Source organism: Sutcliffiella deserti, assembly GCF_020037475.1.
Classification (GTDB): Bacteria; Bacillota; Bacilli; order Bacillales; family Bacillaceae_I; genus Sutcliffiella_A; species Sutcliffiella_A deserti.
The window spans coordinates 39,241-61,817 of the sequence record NZ_JAIQDB010000007.1; the positions used below are offsets into that span (position 1 = coordinate 39,241).

A 22,577-nucleotide genomic window follows, 5' to 3' on the forward strand; every position below is an offset into this window, starting at 1 on the left:
TTTGTTTAATTACTTCCCTCTAGGGTAAGGAATTTTATAGTGTTTAATAGAGGAGATCTTAAATGAATGAACTATATGAAAATTTAATGTCGAACGCGACTATCTATAAATTCGTTGTTGCCTTAGTGGGAGTCATAATAATTACGTTCTTTATCACTGGATTGAAAAAAAGTGTGCAACGTTATGTGAAAGATGACAATAATTGGTATAAAACACGAAAAACGATGAATATTTTTGGCTACATTCTTGGGGGCATTTTTTTAGCTATTGTATATAGTGATATGCTTGGAGGCATTACTGTCGTTCTCGGTGTTGCGAGTGCCGGAATCGCTTTTTCATTACGAGAAGTAATCGCAAGTATAGCTGGATGGCTGACCATTCTAGTAGGAGGCATGTTTAAGACTGGCGACAGAGTTCAGCTCGGAGGAGTAACCGGGGATGTTATTGATATCGGTGTCCTTAGAACCACTGTGATGGAGGCTGGTCAATGGGTAAATGGCGACTTATATAATGGTAGAATCGTCAAAATTGCAAACAGCTTTGTCTATACACAGCCGGTTTATAACTATTCAACAGATTTCCCTTTTTTGTGGGATGAGCTTACTATTCCTGTGAAGTTTGGTAGTGACTATTCGTATGCAAGGGAGCTAATCAATCAGGTTGCCCAAGAAAAGACAGGAAAATATAGCAAACTAGCAGAGGGATATTGGGAGTCTATGACTCGTAAATTCGTGATAGAAGACGCCACTACCGAGCCATTGGTCACTTTGGCTGTTAATGATAATTGGGTAGAGTTCACGCTAAGATATGTGGTGGAATATAAAAAACGCAGAGTAATGAAAGATGAATTATTCACCGGAATCCTTACAGAAATCGAACAAAATCCAGAAAAAGTCCAGCTAGCTTCTGCAACCTTTGAAGTTGTGAGCACCCCGCCAATGGATGTTCATGTAGATAGCCAGTTGAAGGATCCTTTATAGATGCAGCCGTATACCCAGGAATCAGTAAAGAGCCTTTCGTTTGAAAGGCTCTTTTTATTCTTTGCTCTGTTAATAACCAACATTTACTTCCATGGAAAGAAACAAGGAGTTCGATTCGTTCCCTAGCTTATTTTCGGTGTACTGATATTTTTATGAGAATAGAATTATTCCTCTTCTTCCTCTTCCTCTTTTTCTTCGAGGTCTTCTATTAACCTCTTCATCTCCTTAATTTCGGTTCTTTGTGCCTCTATTATTTCATCAGCAAGCTCTCGAACACGTGGATCAGAAATGTTGGCCCGCTCACTTGTTAAGATTGCAATCGAATGATGGGGAATCATGGCTTTCATGTAAGAGCTATCATCTACCGTCGTTTGACTACGAACCAGAAATAGCGCTAGGCAAAAGACAACGATACTTCCTGCCAATATCCCTATATTCCACTTGCGGTTCTTCAGCATGTGCAACATGAAACCTAACATAATGACCGTCATGGTGGCTCCCATCATGATTGCCATATAGAGCCGCGTTTCACTGAATGTGACATGGTCTACCCCATATGTATTTAAATACATGAAGATATACATAACAACGGTAGACGTTGCAATCATTCCCGCAAATTTTGCGTACATTTTCATAATAACTGTACCTCCTTATTTTTTGTTCCTATGATACTTCCATACCCGTTTGCTTTTTCATTAATCATGCTAGGTAAAGGTGCCTGTTCTAAATAACTTATAGTTAGGATTCATTTAGGCACCACTGTTGCTCTCTACAGCGAGGAATACCTAGAATTGAATGGGAGCTCTTTAAAATTTTCGTATATAGCTTGAAGATATTTTTATATTAAGGGTGCCGCTTTAGACTGCTGTTCCTCTCCACGAAAGGCTTCGCGTCCGCGGGGTGCTTGGTAAGCCTCCTCGGCTAACGCCTGCGGGGTCTTCCCTAAGAACTACCTCTTAGCAGGAGTCTCCGCCTTTCGTTCCGATTCACAGCTAGGAACCCGAAGTTCAATGAGTGTTCTTTAATCATTTTAATTAAAATACTCTATCTGGTGGATGGAATGTTCGGCTATAGACCGCTGTTCCTCTCCACGAAAGCCTTCGCGTCCGCGGGGTGCTTGGTAAGCCTCCTCGGCTAACGCCTGCGGGGTCTTCCCAAAGCACTATCTCCCGCAGGAGTCTCCGCCTTTCGTTCCGATCCACAGCTAGAATTCTTAGTATCATATGTTGCTTATTTGAAACAGAAATCTATAGGTAGATAAAGAAGGTCGTCATATATAAGGTACTCCCCCCTGTGTATTGGAGTGGCAGGTGATCGACTCCTGCGGGCGATAGCGGTAGACGGGAGACCCCGCAGGCAACACCGAGGAGGCTCCCGCACCGCCCCGCGGAAAGCGATCACCTGAAACGAAAAGCAACAGGGAGTTTAAAAGGTACTCTAATATTTTCAGGCTAGCCCTCCAAGTGAAAACTTTAATAAGCAACGTAAAGAAGGCTATCACATATAAAGTCCTCCCCGCTGTGTATTGGAGTGGCAAGTGATCGACTCCTGCGGCCGATAGCGGTAGACGGGAGACCCCGCAGGCATAGCCGAGGAGGCTCCCGCACCGCCCCGCGGAAAGCGATCACCTGAAACGAAAAGCAACAGGGAGTTTAAAAGGTACTCTAATATTTTCAGGCTAGCCCTCCAAGTGAAAACTTTAATAAGCAACGTAAAGAAGGCTATCACATATAAAGTCCTCCCCCCTGTGTATTGGAGTGGCAAGTGATCGACTCCTGCGGGCGATAGCGGTAGACGGGAGACCCCGCAGGCATAGCCGAGGAGGCTCCCGCACCGCCCCGCGGAAAGCAATGACCTGAAACGGAAAGGAACAGGAAGTTTAAAAGGTACTCTAATATTTTCAGGCTAGCCCTCCAAGTGAAAACTTTAATAAGCAACGTAAAGAAGGCGATCACATATAAAGTCCTCCCCCCTGTGTATTGGAGTGGCTTGTGATCGACTCCGGCGGGCGATAGCGGTAGAGGGGAGACCCCGCTGGCATAGCCGAGGAGGCTCCCGCACCGCCCCGCGGAAAGCAATGACCTGAAACGGAAAGGAACAGGAAGTTTAAAAGGTACTCTAATATTTTCAGGCTAGCCCTCCAAGTGAAAACCTTAATAAGTAACGTAAAGAAGGCCATCACATATAAAGTCCTCTCCCCTGTGTATTGGAGTGGCAGGTGATCGACTCCTGCGTCCGGCCGCGGTAGCCGGAAGGCCCCGCAGGCAAAGCCGAGGAGGCTCCCGCACCGCCCCGCGGAAAGCTATCACCTGAAACGGAAAGCAACAGGGAGTTTAAAAGGTACTCTAATATTTTCAGGCTAGCCCTCCAAGTGAAAACCTTAATAAGGAACGTAAAGAAGGCCATCACATATAAAGTCCTCTCCCCTGTGTATTGGAGTGGCAGGTGATCGACTCCTGCGTCCGGCCGCGGTAGACGGAAGGCCCCGCAGGCAAAGCCGAGGAGGCTCCCGCACCGCCCCGAGGAAAGCAATCACCTGAAACGAAAAGGAACAGGAAGTTAAACCACCAACCTAACTATTTTTCAAAATCCCCCTTTTACAATACCACCATAAAAATTGTTCTTGACAAAAATTCTTTAACCAATTAAAGTGATAATTATAAATTTTGTAAAATTAACTTAATATGCAATCTCTTATCGAGAGAGGCGGAGGGACTGGCCCTATGATGCCCGGCAACCGTTCCATTTGGAATTGGTGCTAAATCCTGCAGAACATGTACGTGTTTTGACAGATAAGAGAGGAACTATCCGATATATTGCGGTGAAACCTCTCTTTTAGGGAGGTTTTTTTACGTTTATTTATCGTAAAACTCTCTCCCTGTCACAAAAAAAATGATTAAAGGGGAGTTTTTTTATGAAGAAATTATTTAACAAGACAGCGATTGTTTCAGCACTTTCCATTTCACTGCTATTAACTGGTTGTTCAGCTGGCGATTCTGCTGCTGGTGCAAAGGAAAAGGTATCGTTTGAAAATGTTCCAGAGCGTTTTGCAGCTGGCGAAGGAGCGAAGATTAAGGTAATTCGCAAAATCGGTGGCGATGATCATACGGCACAATTTCTGGCTGGCGCCAAGAATGAAGGGGAAGCACTAGGCTTTGAAGTGGATGTTTTTACAGCGAACGGAGACAGCGCCAAGTTCCACGATGCAATTGAGCAGGCTGTCACACAAGATTATGATGGAATCATTATTTCCCATGGCGATGATGCTGCTACCGTTGATGGCGTGAAAAAGCTGACCGAAGCCGGCAAGAGTGTTGTAACGTTTGATTCTAATCCCGATATTGCTTCCATCGACGGGGTAACACTAACCTCACAAGATGATGAAGCATTGGCCAAATTGGCGCTCGATCAATTGGTGAAGGATTTTAACGGAGAAGCAAAAGTTGTGTACCTTTGGGTAGATGGCTTCCCTCCGATGGTGAGACGTAACGCAATATACAAGGAGACACTTGCAAGCAACTCTGGGTTAGAAGAAGTGGAGCGTTTCGGTGTAGCTGCGGCTGATACGTCTGTTCAAACTCAAAATGCTGTAGCAGCGATGCTGAACAAACATCCTAAAGGAGAAATTGATGCGATTTTTGCTACATGGGATGCTTTTGCAATTGGAGCAACTCGTGCCATTAAAGAGGCAGGACGAAACGAAATCAAAATTTATGGAATCGATGTTTCCAACGCAGACCTCCAGGAAATTCAGGAAAAAGAAAACCCATGGAAATACACGGCTGCGGTAGATCCTAAATTAATTGGGGAAGTTAACCTTCGCTTGCTTGCCAAAAAGCTTGCCGGGGAAGAGACTCCTGCAACCTATGACTTAGAGGCTTCCCTTATTTCTCAAGAGGAACTTCAAGGGTCAGATGAAGCGGTAAACATGGTGAATCTTGCAGAAGTGGTGGAGGGCTGGGGAACTTCCACTGCTTTTGAAGAGAACTGGATGAAGGTACTGAAGGAGCATTATAAAAAGTAACACAATACTCAGGACACTCTCTTATCGTTGTGAAGAGAGTGTTTACTTTTTTGAAGGGAGGACAAGTGGATGACTGCTCAGGTACTTGCAATGAAAGATATCTCCATTATATTTCCAGGTATAAAAGCACTTGATGGTGTGAATTTTACAGCTGAAACAGGAAAAGTGCATGCCTTAATTGGTGCAAATGGAGCCGGAAAGTCAACACTTATGAAGGTGTTATCCGGTGCGTATAGTCATTATAGTGGGAAGATCGAACTTGACGGAAGAATTTTAACTATCCGTACGCCAAAAGATGCCCAAAGCTTCGGAATACAAACGGTCTATCAAGAGGTTGATACGGCATTGATATCCTATTTAACTGTTGGTGAAAACATCATGCTCGGAAACACAATTAAGGCAAACAATCACTTTATCCATTGGAGAGCACTTCATAAGGAAGCTTCCCTGGTTTTAGCAAAGCTTAATATCAAGCTCTCTTCCAAAAAGCTGATAAGTGAGCTGACCCTTGCAGAAAAGCAGATGGTGCTGATTGCAAAGTCCATTGCGGCGACAGACTGCACCTTCTTAGTTCTTGATGAACCCACCGCACCCTTAAGCCAGAAGGAGACAAAAGAGCTCTTCCGAATTGTAGAGGATCTGAAAAAGCAAAATGTCGGCATTATCTTCATTTCTCACCGACTACCGGAAATTTTTGAGCTTTGTGATGAGATAACTGTGTTAAGAAACGGGCAGTTTGTCTCACATAAAGTAACCTCCTCCACCTCGCAAAATAAAGTGGTGGAACAGATGCTTGGCAAGAAGCTAGAAGAGCAGTTCCCAGAAAACGTACAAAGCATCGGACAAAATATATTAAAAGTGAACAATCTTTGTGACTCTACTAAACTTAAAAAATTATCCCTACAGGCTGCAGCAGGAGAAATCGTAGGAATTGCAGGTCTGGTGGGAGCAGGTAAAACGGAGCTCTGCAAAGCACTTTTCGGACTCTCGCATATTACAGATGGTGAGGTTTTCTTAAATGGGAAAAAGGTAACCCCAAACAGTCCTTATGCTGCAGTTAAAAGTGGAATTGCGCTTATACCGGAAGAAAGAAGAAAAGAAGGCGTCTTTTTAAAAGAGAGTGTCAGCGTGAATTTAACCGCTTCTAGCTTGAACAAATTTACGAGCTTTTTTGGCTTTTTAGATAGCAACAAGGAAAAAAAACAAGCCGCTGAGCTTATAGATAGCCTTGGAATTAAAACGCCCTCCACCTCTACACATGTACAAAATCTATCAGGGGGAAATCAACAAAAAATTGCGATTGGCAAGTGGCTGATTACCGATGCAGATCTTTATCTATTTGATGAGCCGACAAAGGGTGTAGATGTTGGGGCAAAAAAGGATATATTCAACCTGATTTCCGGTTTAGCACAACAGGGTAAAACTATCCTTTACGCAACCTCTGAAACTTCAGAGATTATCGGTATTACAAACCGCATCTATGTATTGTATGACGGACAAATTGTCCGTGAGCTTGCCACCTCACAAACAAATGAAGAAGAAATCCTATATTACTCAGCAGGAGGAAAGTAGCATGGAGCGTACAACCTCAGTTAACTCGAGCACTTTGTTCAACTTTTTATATAAATATGGAACGATCTTAACAATATTTGTACTGATTATCGTATTTTCATTATCCAACCCATCCTTTATCCAAGGAAACAATATTATTAGCATCCTGCGCTCTATATCGATCGTTACGATTATTGCGATCGGTATCACCGTTTCCTTAGCAGTAAATGGGTTTGATCTGTCGGTAGGCTCTGTTGCCTCTCTCTCCAATGCCATCGTCATTTCCATGTTCGTCTGGTTCTCACAGAATACCTTTATTGCAATAATGGCCGCAATCGCTGCCTCTTTGATTGTAGGGTTATTAAATTCCTTGCTTATTGTGAAAGTTAAAATCCCTGATATGCTTTTGACACTTGCCATGATGTTTATCATTCAAGGAGTAGCCCTGACCTACACAAAGGGGTCTGCTATTTCGCAAAACATGGTAATGCCTGATGGGAGCTTTGCTGAAGGTCTTATCAGCCCGCTTTTTGGTAAGATCGGACAGGTGCCTTGGATCATTCTGATTATGGTAAGTGTGGTCGCTTTTGTTCATATCTTTTTAACGTACACCAAGCATGGCAGGTATATGTATGTGATTGGCGGTAACGCAGAGGCAGCAAAGCTTTCAGGAATTCCTGTTAATAGATACAAAGTGATCGCCTATCTGATGTCAGCCGTTTTTGCCTCAATTGGTGGAATTGTGCTGGCTTCTCGAATCATGACAGCAGAAATCAATGCCGGCTCTCCCTACTTGATGGATTCCGTTGCGGCTGCCTTTATCGGGTTTTCCGTATTAGGAGCAGGCAAACCAAATGCCTTTGGAACTTTCATCGGAGCTGTCCTCATCGGAATTCTCCAAAACGGCCTTGTCATGATGTCGGTCCCCTACTACGCCATGGATATCGTCAAAGGAAGTGTACTCGCATTAGCACTTGGGATTACTTATTATAAGTTAAGATAGTGGTGGGTTTTGGGGACAGGTCCCTTGTCCCACTCTTTCCCCCTGGAATGAAACCTGCGAAGGGTATAAATATTCTTTTTCCAATAATAATGTGCATAACTTGAAAAGCGGTGGCGTTTCCTTTAAATTAACTGTAGGCAAATTTTAAGTAAGACGAAGGAGTGTTAACATGATTTCACTTAAAGGTAAAACGGCGATCATCACAGGAGCCGGAAGAGGAATAGGACGCGCTACTGCAATTGAGTTAGCAAAAGAAGGCGTTAATGTCGGGTTAATTGGGTTAACGATGGCTAATCTTGAGAAGGTTACCTCAGAACTGGAGCAATATGACGTACAAATTTCTGCGGCTACTGCAGATGTAGCAGATCTTGAAGCAGTGCAGCATGCGGTGGAACATATTAAAGCAGACCTAGGACCAATCGATATACTAGTAAACAATGCGGGAATTGCAAAGTTTGGCGGTTTTCTTGAGCTATCACCTGAAGAGTGGGAAAACATCATCCGGGTAAACTTAATGGGTGTCTACAATGTGACGCGAGCGGTTTTACCGGAAATGATCGAAAGAAAAGCTGGTGATATTGTTAACATCTCTTCTACTGCTGGCTTAAAAGGCGCACCAGTAACAAGTGCATACAGCGCCTCTAAATTTGCGGTGGAAGGTCTTACTGAATCACTAATGCTAGAAGTAAGAAAGCATAATATACGCGTTACCGCTCTTAATCCGAGTACCGTTGTTACAGATCTGGCGCGTGAAGCAAATCTCGTTAAGGGAGAAGCTGAAAATGTGATGCATCCAGAAGACTTGGCAGAAATCCTTGTAGCTGGATTAAAGCTTCACCCAAGAGTTTTCGTCAAATCAGCCGGATTATTTTCAACTAATCCTTAAGACAAACATGAGTCGTCAACAATAGGTTGACGACTTTTTTGGTTTTTGGGGACAGGTCCCTTGTCCCAACAGGATTTTTCTTTTTTTTCTCGAATTGAATTAATATAGGTTAGACCAAATCTGTTAACAGAGGGTGAACGAGAGATGAATAGAATAAATCTTATTACTTTAGGTGTTCGAGACATGGAGACTTCGTTAAAGTTTTATCGAGATGGTTTAGGGTTCAGCACTATAGTAAAGGAAGAAGCTCCAGCGATTGTGTTCTTTAATAACGGTGGCAGCAAATTAGCCTTATATCCTTTAGAAGAACTTTCTAAGGATATTAATGAACAGGAACCTCCCGTTGGAAGTGGTTTTCCCGGATTTACACAAGCGTATAACGCTAAATCAGCGGATGAAGTAGATCGAATTATGGAGAAAGTGGAACAAGCAGGTGGAAAGATTGTGAAAAAACCTCAGCGTGTTTTTTGGGGTGGCTATAGTGGATACTTTACAGATCCTGATGGCTTTTATTGGGAGGTCGCATACGGCGAAACCTGGGAGTTTGATGAGAATGATATGCTAGTTATAAAGTAGGGCGGGACTCTAGTCTTCTTACACAGTCTTATGGGTGGTGTTGGAAGAAGCCGTACAAAAAAGGTACCTGACTCTCTGTGGGCAGGCACCTTTTTGAATGGAGGCTTCCTAATTGTTGTTTTCTTGCACTATTTCAAGCTTTGTTTGGGACAAGGAACCTGTCCCCAAAACCCGCTCGAACTCCTTTGGAGGGAGGGCTTTTGAAAAAAGGTAGCCTTGGCCGATATTGCATTTGTTATCTAGTAATGCTTTTAATTGGTAGTCATGTTCAATTCCTTCGGCTACAACTGTTAGGTTGAGATTTAGTCCTAGATCAATAATGGCTTTCACCATCGATTGTTGATTTGATTTTCCGATTTCATCGATAAATGTCTTATCAATTTTTATTGTGTCAATCGGTAATTTTTGCAGAATGTGTAAGGATGAATAACCTGTTCCAAAGTCATCGATAGAGGTTTTTACCCCAAGGTTTCTTAGGGAGTTCAAAACTTCTGTCGTGTCCTTTACATTTCTGACGATGCTTTCTGTGATTTCCAATTCGAGGTATGAAGGACAAAGCTTGGTTTCTTGTAACACTTTGTTTACCGTACAAAGGAAATCATTATGCTGAAATTGACGAACAGACACATTTACTGAAACACATAAGGAAGGAAATCCGGCCTCTTGCCATGCTTTATTTTGTTTACAGGCTGTTTTTAAAACCCATTCCCCTATTAGAACAATTTGACCTGTTTCTTCTGCTATTGGAATAAATTCTGCTGGAGAAATAATGCCCAGTTCCGGGTGTTCCCAACGCAATAAAGCTTCCATCCCTACTATTTTCTGTGTCTGTAACTCTATTTTCGGCTGGTAATGAATAATGAACTCCTGATGTTCAATCGCTTTTCTAAGACCATTCTCTATGTTCATTTTTCGTGCCATACTATTATTTAATTCAGTATTATAGAACCGATAATTATTTTTTCCGTTTTCCTTTGCAAGGTACATTGCTGCATCCGCATGTTTGAGTAGGTCCTCGCTGCTTTCCCCATTTTCAGGGTAAATACTTATCCCAATACTAGGTGTAATAATAATTTCGTGGTCGTCTATTAGGAAAGGGCTAGTAAACTTTTTTAATAAGGCATCTGCCAGTAATGAGCATTTTTCTTCTGTTGCTGCTTGAAGAACAATGACAAACTCATCCCCACCAATCCTGAATAGCTGAGCATCCCCTTCCAACGTTTCCTTCAACCTCTCTGATGTTTTAACTAAGATAATGTCCCCCATGTAATGACCTAACGTGTCATTGACCACTTTAAATCGATCTAAGTCTATTAATAATAGCGCTATCCTTCTATCAGCCTTAGATTTCTCTAGCAGGTTATCTATCACTTTTTTAAAACTCACTCGATTATGCAATTTAGTGAGCGGATCATGATAGGCTAAAAATTTAAATTCACTCACAAGCTTTTCATTTCTGTGGATAATTAGGAACTGACGACCTAATATCATGAAAAAAGTGATAAGCAAGCCAAAACTAAGGGCATTAAAATTCCATTGGTAGCTATTAAGGACAAGAACTAAGAGGATAATAACACTAACATAAGGAAAGATTATTTCTTTTCGTTCAGGATTTTTTGCTACAACTTGCCTGTCCTCTTCATTCCCCTTTGCATATAATCCTGCGAACCCTATTAATAGGATGGAAAGTATCCATAATAGATCCACTATGTTTCCTGAGGTATAATTCCCCGCTACCACTAAATAAGAGTACCCAAAATCAGCTGCTACTTGAATAAAAAATCCGAAGATAATAAATTGCATTATATTTTTGTCGGGACTTGATTGACTAATATGGTAAAGAGTTGTCGTGACAAACAATATTCCAAGCGATGTTATCGGGTATGCTGCAGTGGTCGCTGTCACAATTATTGAATCCGAAAGTGTAATGATCGGATGAATTAGATAGTAGGCGGTAAATGCCGCAGCAGTAGTCATAAAAACAAATAAATTAAATAGATAAGAGCCTGTTGAGATATTTGTCCTTGTCTTTCTTATTTTATAAACCAGTGCAACCAAAAAGACTATATAGGAAAGTATCCATATAAAAAAGGAGGTTTCGGGATACCCCACGGTCTTTTCGTTTAGTTGCACAATAATCCAGTATACATTAGCTATAATGTATAAAAACATACCTACACATAACATTAACCAAAACGGTTTTTGCTTAGCTAAAGCACTAAAATAGGCTTTAACAAGCATAATGAAACTAAATAATGCTCCCGCACCTTGTAACACAGAGAGCCCCAAAGTTCTAACGCTTTCCTTATTTCCAAAGGCAATATTCCATGCGAAAAATACAATAATGATTAAGGCAAGGATATAAAGTGGTAAACGGCCGAACATGAAAATCCCCTCACCTTTCAAGCGGGTTTTGGGGACTGGTCCCTTGTCCCGCTTTTATTGATTTTTAGTACTTATTTATGATTCCAAATGTGTTCTATCATACCTTGTTATTAACTCTTTATAATTATATCGACAAAAAACTACATATGTTTTGGGTATTTATCCATTAAAATTTTATAAACATTTTTTATGAGCTTTCCGATAAAAAAAGATCTCCTATTTAGAAGATCATTCTCGTTTATATTCGGTGGGATATTGTTGAAACTAACTGAAGATTTTAATAGGAAAGAACTTTTCGCTCGATAGCAACAATTTGAAATAGGTTGAACCAACTTTTACAAAAGCAACAATCTTACCTAAAGATATTAGAAAAAACAGAGCCTTCCTCTCCTACACTAGCAACAAACGCGGTTTCTTCCTAAGCTTTTCGCCTTATACAAGCACACATCTGCATTTTTTATCATCAGATCGGAATTTAAGATTGTTTCCGGGTAAGTGGCTACTCCGATGGAGACAGTAATGTTAATATGTTCTTTTAACGAAATGGCAAAAGGATGTTTCTCCACAGCAAGACGAATCTTTTCAGCTACCTCGATTGCTTGGTAATTAGGGCAATCAGGTAGAATGACGGAAAATTCCTCGCCTCCATTTCTTGATATTATATCAAAGGACCTAGTGGAATCTCGCAAAACATTCCCAAGCTCTTGCAGAATGACATCTCCAGTCTGGTGACCATATGTATCATTAACCTTTTTAAAAAAATCAATATCAATGAGCAGCAAGGATAGCCGCTCTCCTTTGTCCTTTGCCCGTAAGATGAGCTCGTTCCACGTCTCATCAAATTGACGAACATTGTTTAATCCTGTTAGGAAATCGGTAGAGGATTGTATTTCATATTCTTTTAATAGATTGTGTGATTTACTTAAATATTGAACAATATAGACAGAGCAAAGCCCCCCCATTGCAGAGGTGATCCAATACACAGGGATTAGAACAATTAATATCTCCCAAACCCCAATGACGATTGAGATAATGATGCTGAAAACGATATGAGTGAAGCCTATCATCATCCATGCTTTTTTCTGTATGCTATGATGTTTCATTTTTTTCACAATAAAGAGGAAGCCGATAAACAAGATGATCATTAATATAAGAGCGGCAATGGAGGAAAAGTTCCATCCGAATAAGAACCTGCCCGCAATGATTAATATTGTACTGATTAATGCCGGATAGATACCGATGAACAGCATGAGTAGCATAACTGGTATATAGCGAAGATCAACTATTGTTACATCTGTAATTTGAATGGAAAAGTACATAAGCACATTTCCGAATACCCCCCCAGCAATACCATCAATCCACCCTATTTTCCTAGGATCCCATCTTTCTATCCTTGTGTTCCATTTAACCTGTAAGTAAATAAAGATCAGGGATAGTAAAATACATAAATTAATAAACAAATCGGACAAAAACATGTGTAAAATTCCACCTCAAAAGTCATGGTTACGGGTTATATCCAACATACGCAAAAGCATTTATGTATGCGAAAACAGCCTTAAATAAATGAAGTAACGAGTATATAAATTCACCTATCTTATCATACATTTCTTGTAAGAATATAGAAAGATGATTTTAAAATAAATTTTTAACAAAATAAAAACTCTTTCTCATTAAGGAAAAAGAGTTTATGCTCTGCACTTTAGCCGGCAGGCAACTTCATATTATCGATAATCGTTGAAAAATACTTCTTAACACTTCCAAGGGTACCTTGCTGTTTTAAGGAATCGCTTAAAACCTCATCTTCACTTAAAGGTTGCACGGATATGTCGTCCATTAGTTCAGGAGAAAACACTTGTTTCCCCTCCATAATACTGCGAATCGAACCTGCCAATTCTTCGCTTGGATTATCCTTCAACAGATAACCACTAACCCCAGCTTCTATGGCGCGTTGAAAATATCCTTGTCTGGCAAAAGTTGTTAAGATCATCACTTTGCATTCACTTTCCTGTAAAGCCTCTGCCGCTTCAATCCCAGTCATCTCAGGCATTTCAATATCCATAAGACAAACATCAGGATTTAACTTATTGACTAATGTAAGTGCCTCTTTCCCATTAGCCGCAAGTCCAATTACTTCCATATCCTCTTCCAAATCTAACAGGGAACCCATTGCTCCTAACAGCAATTCCTGATCCTCTGCAATCACTATTCGAATCATATACGTTCCCTCCAAAGTTGGTGCCCCTGATACTTTTTGGTTATTGCGAAAATTGTTACAAGATGTAACATTCGTCGCGCTCGTGCTCTTTTCCTCTTCATTCGAGCAAAAATTCCCCACTATCTTGAGTGAATTTGACAGAAAAAATGCCAGTTGTAAATATTTGCGGGCTAAAGTAAAAACCTTTTAAAAAAACCTTATTTAAAGACTCCCCTTTTTAGCAGAGGAGTCTTGTAAATCATTCTTAAAGTTCAGGTTTCATTTGTGAAGACATGTTGTGTTTCACAAGTTTTCTTGCTTCTCTGAAGCTAACAAAGTTTTTGCTTTCTTCATCCCACAAACGAAATCTAATTGAACGAATACTCGTTGCGAGAGAAATCGTCGGTACTTTCTCCAAAGGAGGCGTATTCTTATGTGCCTCTTCCAATTTATAGTTAGGTACTCTTGGACTTAGGTGATGTACATGATGGTAGCCGATATTACCTGTTAGGAATTGCAGAAGCTTCGGAAGCTTGTAGAATGAGCTGCCCTCTACTGCAGCAAGCACATATTCCCATTCTTTATCTGCAACAAAGTAAGAATCCTCAAAGGTATGTTGGACATAAAACAACCAAATTCCAATAGATCCGGAAATCATGAAAATAGAACCTTGCACTAAAAGAAATGCTTGCCAGCCAATCGCCCAACAAAGTAAAGCTACTAATGCAACAATGATTATATTAGTTAAATAAAGGTTATTACGTTCTTTCTTTCGCGCACCTTTACGGTTGAAACGATTTTTCAAAAGGAAGACATAGATTGGACCAATTCCAAACATTACAAATGGATTACGGTAAATACGATATGCGATCCTCGTTTTCCAAGGTGCAGCTGCATATTCATCCACGGTAAGTGTCCAAATATCACCTGTCCCACGCTTGTCCAGGTTTCCACTTGTCGCATGATGAACAGAATGCTCATATCCCCATTGGTCAAACGGAAATAATGTTAATACTCCCATCGCTGTTCCGACTGCTCGATTAAGACGGCGGTTCTTAAAGAAGGAATGATGTGTGCAATCATGAAAAATAATGAAGATTCTAGTCAAGAAACCAGCTGCAAGAACAATTGGAATCAAGGCTAACCAGTAAGAAACGGAAAGACTAACATAAGCAAGGATCCAAAGAATGATAAATGGTCCTAATGTGTTGATTATCTGCCAAACGCTTTTCGTTGTTTGTGATTGTTCAAATGGAGCAATTTGCTTTTTTAAGTTCTTCATACTATTTTGTAAGGTCATATTGTTTAATTTCCCTTCTTCTTTATGTTGTAATTCCTATTATAGAGGCTTAAATGAATTTTGTTAGTAGCAGGTGTCATATTCCAAGTATGACAAATGTCATGTACAAGCAGTTAAACATGCTTTTTCAAAAGATGTATCCGCTTATAAACCCTTTAAACACTCACTTTTCGCTTTAACCTCCTATCTAATTTGCCAGTTTTTTCTTTTAAATATTCTTACCTTTTCTTTTTCAGTTCTAATCTGTAAATACCACTTTTCAAGAAAATTATGCTAAAATTTAATAAAACCATTGTGGTCAAAGACAGGACGTGAAACCATTGAAACGTTTGCTAGCAATCAGTGATATTCATGGGGATATTGCAACGTTTGAAAAGCTTCTACAACATGTGGGCTATAATAATGAGAAAGACCAGCTAATTTTACTGGGTGATTATGTGGATCGAGGACCAGAGTCACGCGCGGTGATTGAAAAAGTAATAAGTTTGAAAGAAGAGGGTGCCATTGCCTTGATGGGGAATCACGATAAAATGATGATTGAGGCATTTGAAGGAGAACCAATGGCATTAAAAAGGTGGTTTTATAACGGTGGAATTCAAACCCTTCGTAATTATGGTTATGAAATCGAAAAGGATGACGCCAAGTATTGGTATACCTCAGAGGAGTTTCCAGAACCACTTGAAATGAATACAGAAATTCGCAAGCACATCGACTTCCTCAAAGAACTACCTTATTTTTATGAAACAGACAGCCACATCTTTGTTCACGCAGGAGTCCATCCCCAAACACCTCTAAAATCCACTGATCCTCACATTTTAGTATGGATACGAGATGAATTTCATTTAGGCTACAGTGGGGAGAAAACAGTTATATTTGGACATACACCAACGAAGAATTTACATAAAAGCGGCGAAGTGTTTTTCGGCAAAAACAATATTATCGGAATTGATGGCGGTTGTGTTTATGGAGGGCGACTTTATTGCTTAGATGTTAGAGAATCCTTGGTATACCATATCTAGCGAAGTACCGTCTCCTTTTTTAAATAGTCTGCCTACAGACAGCTTTGTCTACTAGTTACATAATTTCATCTACTATAGTATTCTTTTATTAAGTTTTATTTTCTAATACTCTAGCTTAAGATAGCCGTACTCCTATTTTTCACCAGCTTTAAACAACGACCTTTACGGAATAGCGATATCCAAAAAATTCTATTTTTTAGGAGAGAACCATGAATAATAAAAACCAAGAGCTATATAATTTTATTATTTCTAATTCTACACAACTAACTGATACATGGATTAAAACAAAACAAGCACCACAAGGCACCATTTATTCCTCGAATGTTTCAGAGTCAGTTGAAAAAAGATTAAGAGCACAAAATAAAAAATTCATCTCTACTATTGCATCTATTTTCAACACAAATGATACCGATGCAATTTATGGCCCTATTCAACAGTGGGCACGTGAGGTAGCACAAGATAGAGTAGAGAATCATACCTCCATTAGTGATGTGATCTCTCAGTTTAAGCATTTCAGACAAATATATTGGAATAAAATTAATGAGTTTCCTAAACACACATCACTAGCTATCACATCAGAGGATATTTTAACTTGGTCCAATATGTTTCATTATGCTTTCGACACAGTGATAGAAGAGTTTATCAAGACTTATAGAGATTCTTTTCAAACTACCCTGACTGCTCAACAGGAAGTTATCAATGAGTTGAGCTCCCCTGTTATCAGCCTAACAAAGGAAATAAGTGTGCTTCCCTTAATCGGTTTAATTGATACTCATCGGTCCAAGTGTATTCTTGAATCTACCATTCATCAATGTCAGGAAAAGCAAGTCGAGTATCTAGTAATTGATCTGTCAGGAGTACCAATTGTGGACACCATGGTTGCAAATGAAATTTTTCAGCTTGTAGCCACATTAAAGCTTCTCGGGGTAAAAAGCGTTCTCACAGGCATTCGACCAGATGTGGCTCAGACCACTGTTAACCTTGGAATAGAAATTAAAGATATACCTACCTATTCCTCATTGCAAAAAGCATTAAAACATTTAAACTTTAAAGTAGTACAAACTTTATAAATGAAAAGAGGCCGTCCACCCCGCGTTACAACAAAGAGTGACCGGCCTTTTCTATTGTCTGTTTTCACATACTTTGTTGCTTCGGTCTAATTACATTAGTAAGAATCATAACATTTATAAGAAAAAGTGCACTATCTTAGTCTAGACAGAATTTATATTCCTCCATTACTCGCATCTGTTTCACAAACAGCTTGAGCAATTCTTTTGTTGCCTCAAGATCTTTTAAGTCAATCACCTCAACAGATGAATGGGCATATCTTGACGGAATGGATAACACCCCTGTTGGGATCCCTTGGTTGGAGAGACTTAGTTCTCCAGCATCGGTTCCAATCCCTGGGAAAACCTCTAGTTGATAAGCGATATTATTGACCTCTGCTAGTTCTACTAAATGCTCACGTACCTTCTTGTTTGCTATTAAACTAAAATCTATCACTTTTATTCCGGTACCATTCCCTAGCTCAAGAGTCTTGTCCATCATTTCTTCTGGTGTATCACTGACAGCTGTGGTATCTATTGCAATCGCCACATCAGCATTATACTGTTGACCGGCTACTCTGGCACCTCGCAAGCCGACTTCCTCTTGCACGGTGAACACCCCTACCAATTCGCCGGAAAAGTCTGCTGCATCCAATTCCTCGAGCGTTTTAATTAAAACTGCACAGCCTGCGCGATCATCAAAGGCTTTCCCCATAACTCTGTCTTCCGTTAAGTGGTCATAATGGGGATACCATGTGATTGAATCTCCTATATTGATTCCTAAATCTCTAACCTCTTGCTTTGATTTAGCGCCCACATCAATATAGAGCTGTTTGTGGGTACGGACTTTCTTTGGATCGTCATATTTAGCCATATGGGCCGAGATTGTCCCAATTAAACCAGAACGCAATCCTTTACTCGTATTCAACTGTACACGTTGGGAGAGTAAGATACGGTCATCATGTCCACCAAGCTTTTCAAATCGTAATAGGCCATTTTCTTCGATCTTTTTGACAATAAATCCCACTTCATCCATATGTGCTGCCACTATCACTCTAGGACCCTCTTTATATCCCTTTTTACTCACAATCAAGTTACCTGCTCCATCTACTTCCACCGAATCTGCTACACTTTTCAGTCTTTTCGCTATGTACTTTGCCACATCTTCCTCAAAACCACAAGGACCATGTATCGCCGTTAATTCTTTTAAAAGCTTTTCCACATCCAATTCCCCCTATGTATGTAAGTGTATCCTAATCATACTATAATTTGAACGACCTGTCCCTCTATACTTTAAAGCGGTAATGAGTTGAATGAGACTAATGAAGATGTGTAAAATAAGGAAGGCATCTAAAAAGAGACACCATAAAACGGTATCGAGTGGATACGTTTTTATGGTGTCTCTTTTAACTATGCTATCTACAATGCCGTATATTTTTGCAAGGTTTGTTGTAGAGTGCCGTGTGTTTCAACATTGCGATCAAAGGATACACCCAAGCGAATCATATTTTTCACCAGTTCCGCTCGTAGTCCTGTAATCACTACTTTACAACCCATCATGGAAACACCACTTAATACATTCTCGAAATGAACGATGACATCTTCCTCCATGGTAGTTAATCCGGAAAGATCCATAATCAATGTTTGAAGCTTTAATGTAGAGATGTCCGTTAACACCTTCTCCTCAAGGGTTTGCATACGATAATTATCGATTATACCAATAAGCGGTAATACCGCAACAGCTGGACTGACTGGAATAATTGGGACCGATAAATGCTCCACCATTTTTCGCTGCGTGTTCAGTAACTCGTCTTTGAAGTCAGAATAGCTTAAGAAAAAATTATTTAAAAAATAATCCAGATTATCATTTATCATTTTTTCCAGTTCATAAAATTCATTCCCTGAAATGATATTGCCGTTAGATTGGTCAAATTTTTGTAAAAAATGCCATAGAGTTCTTCGTATGGCCTGCACCCATTCTAGTTTAAAAGATAATGTCAAGGAATGCTGCGCCCAGGCCACCCCTTCTATTCTGGCGAAATTGATAAGCTCTTCTTCCTTTTGCTCCACCACATATTCCACCAATGTTGCAGCATTTTTCAGAAGATCAATATTTCCAGTCATTAAAATTTCATTAATCTTGGATGCTACATTAACTGCCTCCGCTAATAGTTTCCCTTCAAAATCATCTCTGTTTTCGGTGATAAATTCCGTGATTTCGGAATTAAAATTACTAAATTTCACTGGCATTATAGGTACTCCCCTCGCTGAATTATTTGCTTCTAAATGAGTAAGATAGTGATATGTATAGATATTATAACTTATTCTTTACGATTTGTGATTCTCCTTTAATTAATTTACGAAATATCCTTTGTGTATCTTCATCTATCATCCGTCTAGGACTCATCTGCAAAGTGCAATATTTTATAATTTCTCCCCATATCAAATAGAGGCCAGGCCCTCAGTGCTTTGAAGCGCTGAGGGCCTGGCCCCTTTTACTATTTTACTATTATAAATTGTTGCGTGTTGTGTTATTAACTCGTCCCGTTTCAGGGTACGTATGAGTATTTAGTGAGTTGTTGTCAGTGAAATGACTGTAAACACGATCTTCGCGTTGTTCATCAGCTTCGACTAGGACAACAATATGACCTTTGTTTAGATGGCCTTCATATTCCTTAGCATGTTCTTCCGGTATACCTGCACCTGTTAGCGCACCGACGAGTCCACCACCACCAGCACCAATAGCTGCACCGCTTAATGCCGTTGCCAATGGTCCTGCTGCCGCTAGAACACCGATACCAGGAATCGCAAGTAACCCAATTTCTGCAATGATACCTGCAATACCACCTAGGACACCGCCTGTTCCGGCTCCGATACCAAAGCCTTTTCCAGCATTCTTACCTCGTCCACTGCTCTTTTCTGTCACATCACTGTTTGTACCTTTTTCAATGCTTTTGACATCATCACTATCTTTTGCAAAAATCGAGATGTCATCCTTTGTATAGCCCATATCATACAAGGCTTCTATTGCACGTATCGCTTCTTGTTGATCTTTAAATACCCCACCGATAATTGATTTTTTCATAAACTTCCCTCCTAAGATTCTGTTTACAGTAAACTAATTCCCTGATTTCATGATGGTAAACATCTTGTAGGACCAAAACGCTGAAGCAGGCCGTTGCTACACTTAAAGTTATCAGCGATATATGAAATAGGTAGGTTACTTATACAACTCCCTGTTACTTTCCGAAGGCCACTGATAAAGTACCTAATCTTAGGTTTGGGCTATACGCCGCTGTTCCTTTCCGCAAATGGCTTCGCTTTCCGTTTCAGGTGATCGCTTATCCATTGTCGGTCTTAGCCCATCCTCGGCTGCGCCTGTGGAATCTCCCGTCTACCGCGGCCGGACGACGCTGGATTCGAGCTCCTGCCATTCCAAACTATAAGGGAGAGCACTTTATATAATTGGGAATTTTCAAGCTTGCTTATGTAGTGAAATCTTTAAACACTTCTCAAAAGAGTTACAAAAAAAGTAAAAGAGGCCTGTTTGAATTAGGCCCCTCTCTATTACTATTTAATTCTATTCTTCTGTAACAAGAATTAATTGAGGAGCGAATTCCCCATGTTCTCCTCCATGAAACTCTATTATATTTGAGCTGAAACCTGCAGTTGTAATGGCCTTTAAACGAAATTGTGTTTTTCCATTTTTATTTATATCCACCAATGAGTTTGCTGGAAGTTCGATTTCGACATATTCATTAGCAGGTGGACTGAACTGAACGAAATTGGTTTGATTGGATAGGCTCGAGTAGTCCCCTTGTTCAATCTGAGCAGAACTTCCATATACACCTTTCTTTATATCCAATTGTAATGAGGAAACAGATCCTTGGGTTGACTTTTTATATAACCGTAGTTTCGCTGATATAATGGCTGATCCACCTACACTACTAGTATCAAAAGACAAAATTCCCCGGTAGGTGTCTGTGTTGTACATTCCCTTGTCTCCTATTTTAATATCTCCATTACCCTTTCCATCTGCAAAAAACTTTCCAACAAATCCATCTTCAGTTCCTATAGAAAACAAAATCGAGGTATCGTTTGGATCTTCAGGGTCTGGGTCTGGATTTGGCTCCGGGTCTGGATTTGGCTCCGGGTCCGGGTTCGGCTCGCCAGACTGGATGATATATTCTTCCACTTTAATTTGTTCGGTATTACCTTCCTCATCCTCGCTGAAAAATTTCAGAGTGGTAGTTTCAGTTATTAGGATAGGTGTAGTATAGATAGCGGACATTGTCGTAGGCGTTGATCCATCGAGCGTGAAGTAGGTTGTGTCCGGACCATCTGAAACTAGTTCTACTTGAAGCGCACTGCTATAGATTCCGCCCGCTGGAGTAGCAGCTGTTACTGGCGGTTCAGGTGGTTCTTCGTTACCATCTACAAATGAATCGAAAAACTCCCACATCATTCGGTTAGCATTCGGACCTTGTGGATCTGTGTAACTGCCTTGCGAACTGCCACCTGACCAAGCATGGCCCATTCCATTCACAAACACTCGTTTCATCCATACTTTTCCATCCTGACCTTTATAGTCATTAACTGCATAGCTTTTGCCTGAAGGGACCTGGAAATTCCCACTACTTTCCGGATTAGCATCAATCCAACCATCTTCAGAACCATTTGCTACAAGATCATTCGTAACAGCCCATTGACTTATCACCTGCTCGCCGTTAATACTGTTTACCGTGTAGTCAGAAGTTCCATGAAAAACTATTACTGGCATTAATTTCGCACGGCTTCCCATGGCCTGAAAAGCCAATCTACCTTGTTGAACAGGATTCGGTCCACCGCTAGACATTGCAGTGAAAGCATTAATCGTACTTGTTGCTGCTTTATACTCCAGTCCTGCACCGACTCCAACTCCAGAAAAGACATCCGGGTAGGTCGCTCCCATTATTACACTCATTGCTGCTCCCGCTGATAAGCCTGCTACATATACTTGATCATGTTCTATAGAGTAATTATTTTTAATTGATTGCACCATTCCCGCAATGACATTTGGTTCACCGCTTCCTCTGGACTGGTGACTTGTTTCAAACCAATTCCAGCACTTGCTTGAGTTTGCTGCAGAACTTTGCTCAGGATATAGCACCAAAAATCCCTTCTCGTCCGCTAATGTATTCATCTGGGTACCTGTTGCAAACTGATTCGCATCTTGAGTACAACCATGGAGCATAACGTACAATGGATAGGATGCACTGCCATTGTATCCATCAGGCACATACAATTTGTAAGCTTTACCTCCATAAGCACCTGATATAAACTGACCGGCGGCTATTGAAGAAGACGGCATAACACTTAACGAAAACATCAAGATAACGGACAAACACATTAACATGATACTTTTCACTCTGAACATAGCTCCAACCCCTTCCCACAAACTACTATAATAATAAGTTGCAATGGTTACATTGGAGTTACAGGCAGAGCCAAAAATAAAAATTGACATTTCTTGATGTCTTAACTAATATAAAATTACAAACTTAATAAAATCTCCTAAAGGGGAGTAGCTTTTACATCATAGTCGTCATTTCGGAGCAAGTTCTCCCGGCTTTG

The 22,577-nt window shown here is 40.4% G+C and carries 17 protein-coding genes and 1 riboswitch; of the genes, 8 read left to right on the top strand and 9 right to left on the bottom strand.

Annotated features, from left to right (window positions below):
- Window positions 1-62: 62 nt before the first annotated feature.
- Window positions 63-980, top strand: coding sequence for a mechanosensitive ion channel family protein (locus K9B36_RS12635; RefSeq protein ID WP_223702514.1), 918 nt, complete (start codon window positions 63-65; stop codon window positions 978-980).
- 164 nt (window positions 981-1,144) lie between these two features.
- On the opposite strand, the gene K9B36_RS12640 is transcribed toward K9B36_RS12635, so the two are convergent.
- Window positions 1,145-1,615, bottom strand: coding sequence for a DUF305 domain-containing protein (locus tag K9B36_RS12640; RefSeq protein WP_223702515.1), 471 nt, complete (start codon window positions 1,613-1,615; stop codon window positions 1,145-1,147).
- A 2,056-nt stretch (window positions 1,616-3,671) separates the two neighbouring features.
- Window positions 3,672-3,779: riboswitch (SAM riboswitch) on the top strand.
- A 115-nt stretch (window positions 3,780-3,894) separates the two neighbouring features.
- On the opposite strand from K9B36_RS12640, the gene K9B36_RS12645 reads away from it, so the two are divergent.
- From K9B36_RS12645 to K9B36_RS12665, 5 genes are all read left to right on the top strand, one after another.
- Window positions 3,895-5,004: a sugar ABC transporter substrate-binding protein gene (locus K9B36_RS12645; protein ID WP_223702516.1), complete on the top strand. Its 1,110-nt coding sequence runs from the start codon at window positions 3,895-3,897 to the stop codon at window positions 5,002-5,004.
- Window positions 5,005-5,073: 69 nt separating this feature from the next.
- Window positions 5,074-6,576 carry a sugar ABC transporter ATP-binding protein gene (locus K9B36_RS12650; RefSeq protein ID WP_223702517.1) on the top strand — a complete coding sequence of 501 codons (1,503 nt, stop codon included), beginning with the start codon at window positions 5,074-5,076 and terminating at the stop codon, window positions 6,574-6,576.
- 1 nt (window position 6,577) lies between these two features.
- On the top strand, window positions 6,578-7,558 hold the full coding sequence (locus K9B36_RS12655; RefSeq protein WP_223702518.1) for an ABC transporter permease: 981 nt from the start codon (window positions 6,578-6,580) through the stop codon (window positions 7,556-7,558).
- Window positions 7,559-7,727: 169 nt separating this feature from the next.
- Window positions 7,728-8,444: a 3-ketoacyl-ACP reductase gene (locus tag K9B36_RS12660; protein WP_223702519.1), complete on the top strand. Its 717-nt coding sequence runs from the start codon at window positions 7,728-7,730 to the stop codon at window positions 8,442-8,444.
- Window positions 8,445-8,588: 144 nt separating this feature from the next.
- Window positions 8,589-9,020, top strand: coding sequence for a VOC family protein (locus K9B36_RS12665; protein WP_223702520.1), 432 nt, complete (start codon window positions 8,589-8,591; stop codon window positions 9,018-9,020).
- 108 nt (window positions 9,021-9,128) lie between these two features.
- On the opposite strand, the gene K9B36_RS12670 is transcribed toward K9B36_RS12665, so the two are convergent.
- The 4 genes from K9B36_RS12670 to K9B36_RS12685 form a co-directional block, all read right to left on the bottom strand.
- Complete coding sequence (locus K9B36_RS12670; protein WP_223702521.1) at window positions 9,129-11,405, bottom strand: EAL domain-containing protein; 2,277 nt, start codon at window positions 11,403-11,405, stop codon at window positions 9,129-9,131.
- A gap of 395 nt (window positions 11,406-11,800) precedes the next feature.
- Window positions 11,801-12,880: a GGDEF domain-containing protein gene (locus tag K9B36_RS12675; protein WP_223702522.1), complete on the bottom strand. Its 1,080-nt coding sequence runs from the start codon at window positions 12,878-12,880 to the stop codon at window positions 11,801-11,803.
- A gap of 224 nt (window positions 12,881-13,104) precedes the next feature.
- A complete protein-coding gene (locus K9B36_RS12680) occupies window positions 13,105-13,620 on the bottom strand; it encodes a response regulator (RefSeq protein ID WP_223702523.1) in 516 nt (171 codons plus the stop codon).
- A 244-nt stretch (window positions 13,621-13,864) separates the two neighbouring features.
- The gene (locus tag K9B36_RS12685; protein ID WP_223702524.1) at window positions 13,865-14,899 is read right to left on the bottom strand and encodes a fatty acid desaturase; all 1,035 of its coding nucleotides are present in this window, start codon (window positions 14,897-14,899) and stop codon (window positions 13,865-13,867) included.
- 320 nt (window positions 14,900-15,219) lie between these two features.
- Here K9B36_RS12685 and K9B36_RS12690 point away from each other — a divergent pair, with 320 nt between their 5' ends.
- Both K9B36_RS12690 and K9B36_RS12695 read left to right on the top strand, forming a co-directional pair.
- Window positions 15,220-15,918: a metallophosphoesterase family protein gene (locus tag K9B36_RS12690; protein WP_223702525.1), complete on the top strand. Its 699-nt coding sequence runs from the start codon at window positions 15,220-15,222 to the stop codon at window positions 15,916-15,918.
- Between the two features lie 209 nt (window positions 15,919-16,127).
- Window positions 16,128-16,988: an STAS domain-containing protein gene (locus K9B36_RS12695; RefSeq protein ID WP_223702526.1), complete on the top strand. Its 861-nt coding sequence runs from the start codon at window positions 16,128-16,130 to the stop codon at window positions 16,986-16,988.
- Window positions 16,989-17,124: 136 nt separating this feature from the next.
- On the opposite strand, the gene K9B36_RS12700 is transcribed toward K9B36_RS12695, so the two are convergent.
- The 4 genes from K9B36_RS12700 to K9B36_RS12715 all read right to left on the bottom strand — a co-directional run bounded on the left by K9B36_RS12700 (window position 17,125) and on the right by K9B36_RS12715 (window position 22,380).
- The gene (locus tag K9B36_RS12700) at window positions 17,125-18,186 is read right to left on the bottom strand and encodes a M42 family metallopeptidase (protein ID WP_223702527.1); all 1,062 of its coding nucleotides are present in this window, start codon (window positions 18,184-18,186) and stop codon (window positions 17,125-17,127) included.
- A gap of 197 nt (window positions 18,187-18,383) precedes the next feature.
- The gene (locus tag K9B36_RS12705; RefSeq protein WP_223702528.1) at window positions 18,384-19,214 is read right to left on the bottom strand and encodes an STAS domain-containing protein; all 831 of its coding nucleotides are present in this window, start codon (window positions 19,212-19,214) and stop codon (window positions 18,384-18,386) included.
- A gap of 259 nt (window positions 19,215-19,473) precedes the next feature.
- Window positions 19,474-20,049: a general stress protein gene (locus K9B36_RS12710; protein ID WP_223702529.1), complete on the bottom strand. Its 576-nt coding sequence runs from the start codon at window positions 20,047-20,049 to the stop codon at window positions 19,474-19,476.
- 495 nt (window positions 20,050-20,544) lie between these two features.
- Entirely contained in the window at window positions 20,545-22,380 is a 1,836-nt protein-coding gene (locus K9B36_RS12715) for an extracellular catalytic domain type 1 short-chain-length polyhydroxyalkanoate depolymerase (protein ID WP_223702530.1), read from the bottom strand.
- Window positions 22,381-22,577: the final 197 nt, after the last annotated feature.